Annotated in this window: 10 protein-coding genes; 1 reads left to right on the top strand and 9 read right to left on the bottom strand. The window is 50.5% G+C overall.

The window, feature by feature from the left end; translation table 11 throughout:
- Positions 1-3 precede the first annotated feature (3 nt).
- The 3 genes from ACZ45B_RS00255 to ACZ45B_RS00245 form a co-directional block, all read right to left on the bottom strand.
- A complete protein-coding gene (locus tag ACZ45B_RS00255; protein WP_024546890.1) occupies positions 4-1977 on the bottom strand; it encodes a bifunctional aldolase/short-chain dehydrogenase in 1974 nt (657 codons plus the stop codon).
- A gap of 77 nt (positions 1978-2054) precedes the next feature.
- Positions 2055-2702 (bottom strand): pyridoxamine 5'-phosphate oxidase, encoded by a 648-nt coding sequence (pdxH, locus tag ACZ45B_RS00250; RefSeq protein WP_024546891.1) that lies wholly within the window; start codon positions 2700-2702, stop codon positions 2055-2057.
- Between the two features lie 101 nt (positions 2703-2803).
- Positions 2804-3061 carry a MoaD/ThiS family protein gene (locus ACZ45B_RS00245; protein WP_024546892.1) on the bottom strand — a complete coding sequence of 86 codons (258 nt, stop codon included), beginning with the start codon at positions 3059-3061 and terminating at the stop codon, positions 2804-2806.
- A 162-nt stretch (positions 3062-3223) separates the two neighbouring features.
- On the opposite strand from ACZ45B_RS00245, the gene ACZ45B_RS00240 reads away from it, so the two are divergent.
- Positions 3224-3778, top strand: coding sequence for a J domain-containing protein (locus ACZ45B_RS00240; protein WP_024546893.1), 555 nt, complete (start codon positions 3224-3226; stop codon positions 3776-3778).
- 4 nt (positions 3779-3782) lie between these two features.
- Here ACZ45B_RS00240 and ACZ45B_RS00235 read toward each other — a convergent pair whose 3' ends face one another.
- The 6 genes from ACZ45B_RS00235 to pstS form a co-directional block, all read right to left on the bottom strand.
- A complete protein-coding gene (locus tag ACZ45B_RS00235; protein WP_024546894.1) occupies positions 3783-6566 on the bottom strand; it encodes a hybrid sensor histidine kinase/response regulator in 2784 nt (927 codons plus the stop codon).
- Positions 6567-6614: 48 nt separating this feature from the next.
- Positions 6615-9557: a methyl-accepting chemotaxis protein gene (locus ACZ45B_RS00230; protein ID WP_024546895.1), complete on the bottom strand. Its 2943-nt coding sequence runs from the start codon at positions 9555-9557 to the stop codon at positions 6615-6617.
- A gap of 115 nt (positions 9558-9672) precedes the next feature.
- A complete protein-coding gene (locus ACZ45B_RS00225; RefSeq protein ID WP_024546896.1) occupies positions 9673-10161 on the bottom strand; it encodes a chemotaxis protein CheW in 489 nt (162 codons plus the stop codon).
- A 51-nt stretch (positions 10162-10212) separates the two neighbouring features.
- The gene (locus ACZ45B_RS00220; RefSeq protein ID WP_024546897.1) at positions 10213-10578 is read right to left on the bottom strand and encodes a response regulator; all 366 of its coding nucleotides are present in this window, start codon (positions 10576-10578) and stop codon (positions 10213-10215) included.
- Between the two features lie 57 nt (positions 10579-10635).
- Positions 10636-11760, bottom strand: coding sequence for a response regulator (locus tag ACZ45B_RS00215; RefSeq protein WP_024546898.1), 1125 nt, complete (start codon positions 11758-11760; stop codon positions 10636-10638).
- A 359-nt stretch (positions 11761-12119) separates the two neighbouring features.
- Positions 12120-13175: a phosphate ABC transporter substrate-binding protein PstS gene (gene pstS / locus ACZ45B_RS00210; protein ID WP_024546900.1), complete on the bottom strand. Its 1056-nt coding sequence runs from the start codon at positions 13173-13175 to the stop codon at positions 12120-12122.
- Positions 13176-13418 lie beyond the last annotated feature (243 nt).

Raw genomic sequence — 13418 nt, 5'->3', positions numbered from 1 at the left:
TGTTTAGATGACTCGTTCGTTGCCGCCATCAAGGGGGATTTGGGCGGCAGTGGTTTTGGCAAATAAATCGCTACAGAGGACAGCGGCACATTCAGCCACATCCTGGCTGGTGATTTCCACCTGGAGGAGATTATTTTTTTTGTATGCCTCAACGGTTAAACCGTAGGCTTGAGCGCGTTTTTCGAGGACTTCAGCAGTCCAGATCCCTGTGTCAAAAACGGCATTGGGGTGCACCGTATTGATCCGAATGCCCTCAGTTCCCCATTCCAATGCCGCCACCCGCGCCAATTGGTTGAGAGCGGCTTTGGAGACGGAATAGGCGGCAACTCCTTGGCCTGGGGCAGCAACATTTTTAGACCCAATGATTGCGACCCTCCCCCCTTTCGGGGCGAGTTTGAGGAAAGGATGGCACTCCCGCAACAGGATGAGATTGCTGTCGAGGTTAATGCCTAGCACCTGATGCCAGTGGTCGGTGGATAAATGGGCGATCGCCTGACTGGGGGGAAAAATACCGGCGTTGAGAATCACCATATCTAAACCGCCAAAATACTGCACCGCTTGTTCTAGGGCATTTCTGATTTGGGTTTCGTCGGTGAGATCGCAGGTTAGGCCCAAAAAATCGGGGCGATCGCATAGGGTTTCGATGGCAGGGTTAATGTCCAGGGCCACCACCGCTGCCCCCCGTTTCAAAAGGGATTCGACGCAGGCTTTGCCAATGCCAGAGGCAGCCCCTGTCACCAGGGCAATCTCCCCAGTAAATTCTGGCGGCGTGCCACCTTTTTTCAATTTCGCCTGTTCTAGATCCCAATATTCCATGTCGAAAATATCTTTTTGGGAAAGGGCTTGGTAGCGACTGAGCTGTTCGGCGCGGGAAATAATTTCGATGGTGTGGCGATAGATATCGGCGACAATATTGGCTGCTTTGGCGGTTTGGCCAACGGTCACGAGCCCTAATTCTGGATCGAGGATTACCCTTGGGGCCGGATCCAGCATCGTCTTCGGTTCCTTTGCCTGGGGCGCTTGACTGGCAAAATAGGCTTGGTAAGCGGTGGCGAATCCTTGCACATCGCGGCCAATTAGAGGCACAGGTTTGGTACGGATCACATGGTCGGGGGTGGCGGGATTCTGTTGGGAAATGCGGTCTAAATCGTCCCGTTGGCTAAAGCTGAGAATTGCCGGGCGGCGATCGCCTCTGAGAATTACCGGGAAACCGGCCACCTGGGAAACGTCATAACGGAGTTGGGCCAAGGCTTTCGCCATGGGGGCGTCACTGGTTTGTTTGACCCGTTGGGGAATATCCCAAGCCCCTTGCCGCTGGAGATAGGCCTCGGCTTCTTGGACGAGGGTAATCATCCGCTCGTAGGATTCCTTGGCAGTGGCCCCAAAGGAAAAAATTCCGTGGTTCAACAGAATCATCCCCTCTGTTTTTTCATGGGCTTCGGCGGCGAATTTTTCGGCACAGAGGCGGGCCAGGTCAAACCCCGGCATGATGTAGGGAATGATCACCAGGCGATCGCCATAAATTTTCTTGATGCGATCCAGTCCCTCCGGCGTGTTGGTAATCGTCACAATCGCGTCGGCGTGGGTATGGTCTACATATTTGTAGGGCAAGATGGCGTGCAAAATGGTTTCCACCGAAGGGGTGGGCGCGGTGGCGACGGTCATTTGGGTTTTGAGCTCGTTGACCATCTGGGGATCGCTTAAACTGGGCAGTTTGGCTAATTTCAGCAGATGGTTCATCCGCACCGGCGCAAAACCCGCCGCCTCGATGGTCGCTAAATCCCAGCCGCTCCCTTTCACGTAAAGAATTTCTTCGGTTTCTCCGACCAGATTTGTTTCCGTCACTTTCACGGAAGTATTGCCGCCCCCATGGAGCACCAGGGAGGGATCCCGCCCCAATAGACGAGAAGTGTAGACCCGCAGGGCCAAATCTCCTTGGTAGGCGGCGGCTTCTTGATCATTCCAAAGGCTGTTCATGTACTGGGCTCCCCTAAATTACTCAGTACAAATCTTAAGTCGCTTCGGGTGACAAGAGCGAAATTTACGGGGTTACACTACGGTGCTAAGCGTTGCCGTTGCCAAGTGCGATCGTCCTGTAACGTAAACACAAGACGGTCATGGAGTCGGCTGGGGCGCCCCTGCCAAAATTCGATTTTTTCGGGCCGTACGAGAAAGCCCCCCCAATGGTCTGGCCGGGGAATATCCTTGTCGGCATACTCAGCTTCGAGGTCTTTAAAGCGTTGTTCAAGAAATTCTCGGTTGGCGATCGCCTGACTTTGGGGCGAGGCCCAGGCCCCAATTTGAGATTTTCGGGGGCGGCTGGCAAAATAGGCGTCAGATTGCTCCGGGGTGAGCTTTTCAACAGTGCCCTCAATGCGAACTTGCCGCTCCAAAGGTTCCCACCAAAACACGATCGCCCCGTACTGCGTCGCCATCAATTCCGTCCCTTTTTGGCTAGTGTAGTTGGTAAAAAAGGTAAATCCGGCTTCACTAAAATCCTTCAGTAAGACCACCCGGGCGCTCGGTTTACCCTCAGCGTTCACCGTGCTCACGACCATCGCATTGGGCTCGCGAATTTCCGCCGTTTCCGTTGCCTGCTGGAACCAGGTGGCAAATTGCGCCATGGGATCATCGCTTACATCGTCTTCATGGAGACCCGCTTTGGTGTAATTTTGGCGGAGATTGGCAACGTGCATCATCATCGGCGGCCCTACGGAAAAAATAGTAATGGGAGAGTGATGGGCAAAATAAAAGTCGTCTCGTATTGTAATGGAATTTTTCGGGGCCGGGGAGTTCCCAAAAACTAACCACCACTCACCGGGGGAATTAAAACTACTTCATCGCCGTCCTGGAGCACTGTTTCTGGGGGGACAAATTCTAAATTTACCCCAAAGCGAGTCACAGACTGCCATTCTGCCAAACTGGGATGTGCTTCAACAATTTGGTTCAAAATATCTTTGACAGTACTCCCCCCAGGGACTTGCCAAGATAACATCTCCGTACCGTAGGTTTCTTGATAAATGGCGAACAGTTTAAGGGTGATTTGGATTGGGGCGGCCATCAAAATTTTTCTAAGAAAAAACAAAGTGTGCAGGGTTTGTTCTCCGGATCATAGCGGCGATCGCCTGGATTCACCAAAGCAATCTTCTCCACCAAGATTTTTGCGGTATTCTTAGGTAAAATTGGGCCATTACATTAGGCCTCCTTTCCCGGCAGTGACCCGATGAATCTCCTTGAATGTTATGAAATTTTAGGGTTACGGCTTGACGCAGAATTCGATGCCGTGAAAGCGGCCTATCGCCGTCTTGCTCGCCAATGTCATCCAGATGTGAACCGGGGCGATCGCCAAGCCGAAAGTAAATTTATTCGTATTACCCGCGCCTACAAAGCCCTTGCCGAAAATCAGCGCCTTACGGGGGCAACAAATGTCTGGCGATCGCCCCAACCCCAGACCCCAACACCGCCGGCGCCTTCTGATCTTGACCAACAGCTCAAATGGCAGAGCTATGAACAGCTCCAAGTTTGTTTACAACAGCGGCGCTACGCCCGGGCGATCGCCTTGATGGAAGGGCTCGCCTATCGGCTGCCCCATGATGCAGAGGTACGTCAGTGGCAGGGCATTACCTATCTCAGTTGGGGAACCCATCTGCTACAACAACAACAGCACCACAAGGCCCGCACCTACTTACGCAAGGCATTATTAGCTGACCCCCATAACCGGAAGCTGCGACAACGGGTCGAGGGACTGTTAGAAACGATTTTGATTCCCGCAATTTGATGCTTTAGCCTTCAACATATCGGGCGATCGCCTGAAGAAACCGTACCGGGTGGAATGGCTTAGTAAAATAATCATTGGCTCCGAGATTTTTTGCCTTCTGACGGTGGAGATCATTGTCCCGGGAAGTGAGCATCACGAAGGGCAAATTGTTCCATTTTTGCTGACCCCGCACCATTTGCAACAGTGTAAAGCCATCGTATCCGGGCATTTCCAAGTCACAAATCGCCAGGTCAAAATTCTGTTGGGCACGGTTCAGAAGATTCCAGGCCTCTTTCCCATCGCGGCATTGTTGCACCTGGTAGCCCATCTGACTCAACAGTTTATTCAAGGTCCGTCGCACCGCCACAGAATCATCAATCACCAAAATCGTCCGCTGTCCCTGGGCTGGTATTGCAGCCGGACTTGCGGCAACGGCCCCACCATCTTGATTTGGCCCGGTGAGGAGCGGCCCAAAGGCATCGGGCAATAGCACGGGAATCACTTCCCCAGACCCAAGAACAGTACAGCCCGCCACATAGGGGGGATAGGCAACGGTTTCATCGAGGGATTTGAGCACCAATTCCCGTTCTCCCAAAATTTCATCTACGGCGATCGCCAGGGATTTTTTTCCTTGGCGCACAATGACGCCAATGGTTGGCGCAGGGCGCTGTTCAGGGGGCAATAGTAAATTTTTCTGGGGATAGGGCAAAAGCTGATCTAGGGCATAAAGCTTGAGGGATGTCCCTTGCCAATCGAGAAATTCTGGGTAATGGGGTTGATCGTTGTTGACCAGGGAAACCACCGCCTGCACTGTCACCGAAGGGAAGGCGATCGCCTGTTTTTGGCAGCGACAGAGGAGCAGGGGCAAAATATTAAAATTCAACGGGATGCGGATCGTGAAACGGGTTCCCCGGTGGCGTTTACTCTTGACGCTGATCGTGCCCTTGAGTTCGGCCAGCTCCAGGCGGACAATATCCAAACCCAGACCCCGCCCCGACAAATCATTGACGGTTTCCCGCGTTGAAAACCCCGGTGCAAAGAGGTATTCGAGAATTTCTGCCTCTGGGGGCCGTTGGTCAGGGGGACAGAGTCCTTTGGCGATCGCCTTTTGCCAGACCCGCTCTAAATCGACACCCCGGCCATCATCCTGTACCAAAATTTCGACGATATTCCCTCGGATTTGCGCCCCCAGATGAATGGTTCCCGCCGCTGCTTTTTGACTCTGACGGCGTGTCTCTGGTGGTTCAATACCATGGTCAAAGGCATTCCGGATCAAGTGGGTCAGGGGGGTCCGCAGCTGCTCAAGGATCCCTTGGTCTACAAGTACCTGTTCTCCTTCAATGGCAAGGTGCGCAGTTTGCGGATGTCGTTTACTCAAGGTTTCTAAAGATTGGCGAAAACGACGGGCTAAATTCCCGAAAGGCATTAGGCGCGACTGGATCAAATCTTGGCTAAGAGATTCTAACTGTTGCCGTAAGCCATCTAGGGAATCTTGAAATTCCCAGCGCATCAGTTCGAGATCTTCTTGAATCTCTTGCACCTGGACCATCAATTCTTGAAACTGCTGGAGCTGGGTATGGGCCTGGGTGTATTGGTCAAAGTGGAGAGTGTCAAATTCGTTGTGGGTGGTGGTAGCCGCTTCCCGGAGTCCTCCCAGGCCATTATTTTGGGTAGACCCTGTGGGCGCAACGGCTAATTGGTCATAGAGGGCGGTAACCTCATCGCGAATGGGGCTGAGTTGTTGAGTTCTTTTTTTGAGATTGCGACTAACCCGGAGGAGCTGCTCTTGGTGACGGTTGAGCTTTTCATAGCCAATAAAAAGCTCTCCTACGGCATTGCCCATGCGATTGAGCTGCTGGATCGGCATCCGGATCTGCAAACTGGAGGTCTGTTTCAGGGGATCAGAAGTGTCAGTGCGCGGGGCGGCTGGGGCGATGCCATCTTCCGGGGGCGTGGCAACTTCAGCGATGGCGGGGGAGGCTGATGGGGGGGGAGTGGTCTGAAAGAGGGCGTGAAACTCCGGGCTAATGTGAGCTTGGTCGGGGTCGGCAAGATAGATCTCAATGAGGCGGCGAATTTCGGCGATCGCCCTTTGACCGAGGGCAACGGGATCAAGGCCCGCCGTGATTAAATCTGTCCGGAGTAAGCTGGCTAGTTCCTTAAGCCAGGGAACCATCAGGGCTTCTCCCAAGAGGCGGCATTCTTCTTCGAGGGTTTTGAGCTGAAGGGCGGCGACCCGGGGAGGAGGAGCCGTGGTGAGAAACTTTTCGAGGCGTTGTACACATGCTTCTAGATCAACCTGGAGGGCCGTGGCAACAAATTTACTGGGGACGTTCCCAGCGGGGGAGGACAGCTGCTGGGGGGCGACAGGTTGGGCTGTTGCGACAAATTCCTTCAGAGTGATCGTCATTTTTTCAACCCCGGGGCTATCACCGGGATGATTGTCATCCCGGGCCGCAAGGTCAACGCAATGTTGCACTTCTTCCATCGCCAAGACAACCAATTCTAGGGCCATTGATTGATCTTCGATTTGCCCCTCTGCAACGGCTTCCAGGAGATCTTCCATGTGGTGTGCCAGTTGGTAGAGCCCTTGCATTTCTGCTAAGCCCGCCCCCCCTTTGATCGAGTGGGCAGAGCGCACAAGATCTTTATAAAGGTTCTGGCGATCGCCGCCGCTGGGTTGGTCTAACTCCTGTTGGAGGGCTTTGACACTTTGGTTAAACAGGCCAATAAAGTCCGGTGCGTCTTCTAATAAAAAACATTGACGGGCTTCGAGGGCGATCGCTCTTAAACTGTCTGCATCCAACATAGGGGAAGTTCGTTACTGGTGAAGAATTGATGATTAGGAACTGAGAATTTAATCGATCTTGAAGCGGGAAGAGGACTCTTGGAGGGCGATCGCCACCTGAGTGAGGGCCTCTAACTGACCAGACATGGTTTTGGATTCCGCTGCCGTCTTTTGGGCGACCTCCGCCGCCGACTGCATAATTTTGGTGACTTTCCCCGATACATTCTGTTGGGAAACCATTGCCTTAGAAATTCGTGCCAACACCTTATCGATTTCCTCACTAATGCGGCCCATCCTTTGGAGGGTGGTTTTTGTTTTCTTCACCAGCTCTGTACCTGTGACCACCTGAGAGGTACTTTCTTCCATCATCTGCATCATCTGCGCCGTTTCTTCCTGGACACCACTGATCAACTGCTCCACATCCTGGGCTGCCGTCGTGACCTGTTCCGCCAGTCGCCGCACCTCATCGGCAACAACCCGGAAACCCTGGCCATTTTCTCCGGCTCGGGTAGCCTCAATGGAAGCATTAAAAGCCAGGAGGTTTGTCTTTTCCGAAATATCCGCGATGATGTTGACGATCTTAGAAATTTCCTGGGACGATTCCGCCAAGCGTTTCGCTTTCTTAGAGGTATCTGCCACCGATCGCCGGATGAGATCAATGCTCATCACTGTTTCATCCATTGTTGTTTGCCCTTCTTGGGCTGCCAAACGAGATTTTCGGGCAATTTGGGCTGCTCCTTGGGCAGACTTGGCCACCGCCTGGATTGATTGGGCCATCCCTTGCACAGAATGCTCCGCCGATTGGATGGCCCGTTCCTGAACCGTGGCTTCCCCGGAAAGGTGCATGATGAGATCATTGTTGACGATCGCCAAATCATAGACCTGATCAGCGGAGGAAGTAACCTGGAAAACCAAATCCCGGAGGCTCCGGAGCGTGGCATTGAAGGCGTCAGCGATTGACCCGACTTCCCCCTCATCCACCATCGCTTGCACGGTGAGATTTCCCTGGCGCACCTCTTCAATCTGCAACAGGAGACGAATGACCCCTTCCTGGAGTCGTTCCCGTTCTTGCCGCTGAAATTCTGCTTCTTTTTGCTTCAGGGAAGATTGTTCCTCTACTGCCTCTGTCGTGATCGCAATCTGCTCTGCCATCAGGTTAAAGGTCTGGGCCAGACGTCCCACTTCATCTTGGGACATGACTTCAGCGCGGGTTTTCAGATTACCAGCCCCAAATTCTTCGGCAGTTTCTTGAAGCTTGGAGATCGGCTTGGTAATGGCCCGTCCAAGGAGCCAGGCCAAACCTGCGGCCACAAAGATCCCCCCTAAGCCGACGGCGGCTTGGATTAAGAGACTATCGCGCAGGAGGGCATTTAAAGAATCTTCTGGGGTACCGCGCACAAGGAAGGCAATCGGTGCACCTTGCGAGTTCGCTAAGGCTTGCACTGCCACTGTGTAAGTTCTATCTTCAATCATCAACCGGTCTACCAAGTTGCCACCTACCCCTTGCCTTGCGAGTTGAAGCAGTTCTAAGTCGGGAAGTGGAATATTAGTTTCGTACTCCGTTGCTTCCATGGTGGGGGTTTTGAGAATCGAACTTGCAAGTTCGAAGCTTCCTGTTTCTGCATCGCCTTGCCAGTGATAAATCGCACTATAACCACCGCCAACGGCTTCTAGGGTTTCTCGAATGACAGAGATCTTCCCATCGATAACTTCACCCCCCATTAAAATGGCGATCGCCTCCTGGGTATCCGGATCAAAAACCGGCACAAAGGTAAAGTTCATCAACACAGGTTGTTCGGTGAGATCTGGTGGGAGAGGGGGTTGTTCCCTGGCAATTTCTGCCCAATCAATGATGGCGTTGGTTTGGAGACGACGGGGAGATTGGAGCACTTCGCTCACCAGTCCATTGGGGTCGAAGTTTTCGCCAACCCGGTTTTGGTTAGCATTGGCGATAATCCTGCCGTCTAAACCGATGAGGGTTGCATACTCAATTTGTCTGGCACTGGTTTCGTTCTGCAAAATTCGCGTAACCAGTTGTTGTAAACCACTATCTAGCACACCCGATGCTTGATATTCTCGAGCGGCAGCAATGACCGCAGTGTTATCACCCTGCCCCCGTAAAGCGCCACCGAGTTCATTATTTTTAGCAAGGTAATTGATTCTTGTGACGGCTAACTCGGCGATCACCTGGTTCTGAAGCTGAGCCCGCCCGGAAATCACTGTCACCCCAATACTGGCTCCCACAACCCCTGTTAAGGCGATGAAACTAGAGGCAAACATGCCGATAAATTGTTTACGGGCAATTGGTAAATTTCTGAGCCACCTAATCCGTGGCGAAGTCGTATCTACGTCGCTGTAATCTACTTGCTGAGGATCAAGGGCTTGGGGCGATCGCCCAGAAGTCTGAACGCTCTCCTGGGCTAGGCTATAGGTTGGGTCGAGGGCAGCGAGGGCCGGCTGTAATTCTTCTAAGGCTTTGGCGGCACTACCAGTGAAGACTCCGTCTGGATCCTGTTCAGGGTGATCAAGGATGTAGCGATAGGTATCGGCAGCTTCTTGGATAAAACCTTCATTTTCGAGGGCAATGGCTAAGCTAATTTGCGCCATTATGTCCGTTGGATCGTTGGCGATCGCCTCTTTTAGCGCCAGAATTTCGGCTGAATAGGCAATTGGTTCAACGTTCTCTTCTGGTTCAAAGGTTGCAGGTGCCGCAGTCGCTGTCCCTACGCCATTGCCATTGCTTTGATTTGGCTCGTCACTTGAGTTGTCATAGTCTGTGGTCAGGGAGCGTAAAGCCTGTTGCGCACTCGCGGCAAAAACGCCGTCGGTGTCCGTCGCGATAATGTCTTCATAAACCGTCGCTGCTTCCTTCAGGAACCCTTCCTGTTCAAATTGACTGGCGAGACTAATTTTTGCCATGATATCCATTGGATCCATCGCGATCGCCACCTGGAGTTTCTGAATTTCTGGAGAGAAAGCTGCTTGCTTATCGGTAATGTTGAAAGTTGTCATTGGGGAAGCCTACGCCACGTTTGAATAAAAGTTGTTTTTGCGAAAAGTCAAAATTGAAGAGTCCGACAAAATCAGAGCAATGGAACGACCAAGCGCCCAATCTAGGCTGTTTCGATCAGCCCATTTGTAAATACTCGAACAGTTGCATGATGTCTAATAAAAAAGCCCAATCCTCCCCCTCAGACAGTTGGCGATCACAGAATGGATAAAACGTTTGCCACTGCGCTTCGATTTTCTGCCCCTGTTGCAAGTCGAGCGACACAATCCCCTGCAACTGCGCCACCACACAGCCGACTTGTCCCTGGGCCTGTTGGAGCAACATAATCGTTAACTTTTCTTGGGGATTCAACCGTTTTGAGGTCGCCTCATCGCCCCTAATTTCACAGAGATCCATGATCCAAATCAACTGTCCTCGCTGATTCGCTACCCCTAAAATCCCCGGTGCAACCCCAGGGATTGGACAAATATCCTGTCGTTGAATCGTCACCACCTCAGCAATATCTTGTAGCGGCACCAGCAACTTTGTTTTCGCCAAGGGTTGATGTTCTCTCGGGGGGTACAATTGGGCGCGGAAATAATCCACTTCGGTTGTGACTATTGGCATGGTGAGATGGTTAATCTTTGTGGAACTCAACAAAACTGGGGGCGATCACCTCTAACTGAGATAATCCTTGACTGTGTTCATAAAATCCATCGGACTGTAGGGTTTTGTGATGTAAGCATTCCCCCCTTGGCGCAACGCCCAAAACCGATCAAAATCTTGGCTTTTGTTGGAGCAAAAAATGATGGGCACATTTTTATAACCGAGGTTTTCGCGAATTTCGCGGCAAAGATCTAAGCCGTTCATATCAGGCATCACAATATCCAAAAAGATCAAAGCAGGTTGCTCATGTTCTTTGAGCCAACTCAGGGCATCGGAGCCGCTATCAACCAAACTTACGGCAACATTCATTTTTTCCAGCAGTGCCCGGGCGAGCATTTGCTCTGATTTGGAATCATCAACGACTAAAACTGTTTTCATCACTTTACAAATATCGACTTAAGAAAAAAAGATTATATCCATCATCATCAGCCGCCCTTAAAGCTTGGATTGTGGAGTGGCATTCTGGATGTAGGATTGCACTAATTGAATCAGATCTTGGGGGTCGAAAGGCTTGGCGATGTAATCAGAGGCACCAATCATTCTGGCCCGGATCCGGTCCAATAGCCCATCGCGCCCGGTGAGCATAATTACAGGGATATTTTTCAGGAGGTTAGATTGGCTAAACATCCGGCAAAGCTCATAGCCGTCAATTTCTGGCATATTAATATCCATCAAAATCAGCTCGGGGCGTTTATGAACAAAGGTACTGAGGGCTTGGGCTGGATCTGTGACGCCGATGACTTCTAATCCACTGGCTTCGAGGGTCATTTTGACAATGCGTTGGGTTGCCTTGCTGTCATCGATGCAGGCAATGAGCGGTTTTGGCGGGGAGGCGATCGCCTCATAGGGTAAAACTTGAATCCCACCTGCCTGAATAAAGGGCTGTAAAATTCCCCCCAGTTCCGTCGTGGTTTTTCCCATTGAGCGGCTCAACTCATAGAGTGTCATCTTTTGGTTGAGGCTTTCTAGCATATTGGCCACTAGCTCATAATTTTGCATATGGAGCCATGATTGACTGGTGATTTGGTCAAAATCCCCCAGATAAAGTCGTTGAAAGGGAGAACTAATATCAGAACGCAGTTGTACCCAGCTTCGAATTGTGTCTTGGAGAGGGCGAACAATCTGCCGCAGTGAGAGGGAGAGCAGCAGGGGATCTAGACCTAAGGTCCGCTCAAACTTGACCGCCGCCCTTGGTAATGCCAGAAACTGACTCACAGCTTCTTGGGTAATAAAAAATAGTACTTGGCGTACCTGTTGTAGAGAAAACTTCCCCATCTTCCAAATCTGACAAATGTAGTCATAATCACGACTGAGGGTATCAGATATCGGAAACTGAGTACTCGGAAAAAGCTGCCCCAAAAGATAATCAAGCCGTTCCGGTTTCCCCATGCCGCTGGTGGCGAAATGGAGCTTGCCACCTCCTAAGTACAGTTGCCAAAAGACAGAGTCATCAACGGGATCATAAACGCTTACAGTGCCAGATACCCGGCGCTCAATCAGGGTCTGTAGGGCTTTCCCCGGAATCACAACGGTTTTTGTCGCAATATCCTGCACTTCCATAAAATCACACTTATTCTTTCGGTTGACAGTTATTTAGGAGATTTTGGTTCAGCAAAAAACAGTTCCACATCCTAAATTCCCATATTGTGTCTGGTTAAATTGCCCATCACTAACAAAACTAGTGCGACATTGGTGCGACGGACACACAAAATAATCAAAAGATAACAATTGTTATTAACTCAGCAGCAATTGGGACAGGATGTTTTCCAAAAAGCACGTGTCGAAAGGGGAAATTTGGTTCCAGTAACCAAACTTGGTCGATATAAGCAAGCTTAGATTGCTTAATCATGGCCCGTTCATAGTCTGGCGATCGCCAATCCCCCTTGGTTCCCAGCTCAGCTTGACTGAACAAAAATTACTTATAAGTTTTTCATCACCTCCAAAACCCGCTGCTCTAAATCGTTTGGAATCGGGATGTAGCCAAGCTCTTCTGCATAGCTATCCCCCTTGGTGAGCGTCCAGGTGACAAACTCCTTGAGGCCTTTGATGGTGTTAGCGTCGTCATATTGGCCATAGATGAGTAACCAAGTCAAACCCACGATGGGATAAGCTTCGGGCTGACTAGGGTCAGGAATTGAGAGGGCAAAGTCACTTGGAACATTAATCCCGCTGAACGCTTTGGCTGCATTTTCTGAAGTGGGGTTAATAAACGCACCTGTTTTGTTCTGGATGATTGCCATCGGCAGTCTATTGCTACGAGCGTAGGAATACTCGATGTAACCGATCCCTCCCTGACTCTGTTGAATTTGAGCTGTTACCCCTTCATTGCCTGGTGCGCCGAGGAAATTTTCTGGCCAATCTACTTCCTTGGCAGCGCCTCCTGTCCACTCAGGGCAAGCCGCTGTGATATGGCTAGAGAAAATAAAGGTTGTGCCGCTTCCATCTGAACGGTGTACAAAAATAATCGGCAGATTTGGCATTCGGACATTGGGGTTATCTGCCACAATTTTCGGATCATTCCAGTTACGAATTTGTCCCGTCACAATGCCGCAATAACTTTCACGGGAGAGCCGAATATTCTCAGTCCCTTCAAAATTACCAAGATTATAGGCAAAAACGAGTAATCCCCCTGTAAGAGGCACCTGGATTATCGGACCCCTGGCATCAGGGAATTGCTCTATTTCTTCGGTGTTTAGTGGAGCGTCTGTCGCACCAAAATCGACTTCTTGACTGAGGTATTTTCTGACGCCTTCACCACTACCAACTGAGTCATATTTGACGGAAACTTTTGCTTGTTTATCAAATTCAGTAATCCATCGCTGATAGAGAGGAGCAGGAAAACTTGCTCCAGCTCCTTCAATTCCCATTGGTTCTTTTGAAGCCAGGAGGCCACCACAGCTAGATAAGCCACTACAAAGTCCAGTGAGTGCCATGGTAAAGAAAAGACTTTGGTTCAGGCTTAATTTAAGAGGCATAAATTTTTAAAAATTTTCCACAGAAACAACAGGGATTTAGTTGGTAGTGCTTTCCCAGATTTAGAATAAGGGGATTGTATAAACCCAAGGTTAATGTCGAATTAGTAAAGCATTAAGACTAGATTTATTAGATTCTAATCGATGCTTCTGATGACCTCAAAAACTTATTGATCGATACTATTGTATTGTCTAAAAAAATTACAATATAACAATTTATAGATGATAAAACATCAACTGGTTTAA

The sequence above is a fragment of the Picosynechococcus sp. NKBG15041c genome (genome assembly GCF_055380235.1).
This window is presented reverse-complemented; position numbering and strand designations above follow the sequence as displayed.

Coding starts and splice junctions, on each gene's coding strand:
- ACZ45B_RS00230 (WP_024546895.1), bottom strand. CDS start 9,557: ATGACAACTTTCAACATTACCGATAAGCAAGCAGCTTTCTCTCCAGAA.
- ACZ45B_RS00255 (WP_024546890.1), bottom strand. CDS start 1,977: ATGAACAGCCTTTGGAATGATCAAGAAGCCGCCGCCTACCAAGGAGAT.
- ACZ45B_RS00220 (WP_024546897.1), bottom strand. CDS start 10,578: ATGAAAACAGTTTTAGTCGTTGATGATTCCAAATCAGAGCAAATGCTC.
- pstS (WP_024546900.1), bottom strand. CDS start 13,175: ATGCCTCTTAAATTAAGCCTGAACCAAAGTCTTTTCTTTACCATGGCA.
- ACZ45B_RS00225 (WP_024546896.1), bottom strand. CDS start 10,161: ATGCCAATAGTCACAACCGAAGTGGATTATTTCCGCGCCCAATTGTAC.
- ACZ45B_RS00235 (WP_024546894.1), bottom strand. CDS start 6,566: ATGTTGGATGCAGACAGTTTAAGAGCGATCGCCCTCGAAGCCCGTCAA.
- ACZ45B_RS00245 (WP_024546892.1), bottom strand. CDS start 3,061: ATGGCCGCCCCAATCCAAATCACCCTTAAACTGTTCGCCATTTATCAA.
- ACZ45B_RS00240 (WP_024546893.1), top strand. CDS start 3,224: ATGAATCTCCTTGAATGTTATGAAATTTTAGGGTTACGGCTTGACGCA.
- ACZ45B_RS00215 (WP_024546898.1), bottom strand. CDS start 11,760: ATGGAAGTGCAGGATATTGCGACAAAAACCGTTGTGATTCCGGGGAAA.
- pdxH (WP_024546891.1), bottom strand. CDS start 2,702: ATGATGATGCACGTTGCCAATCTCCGCCAAAATTACACCAAAGCGGGT.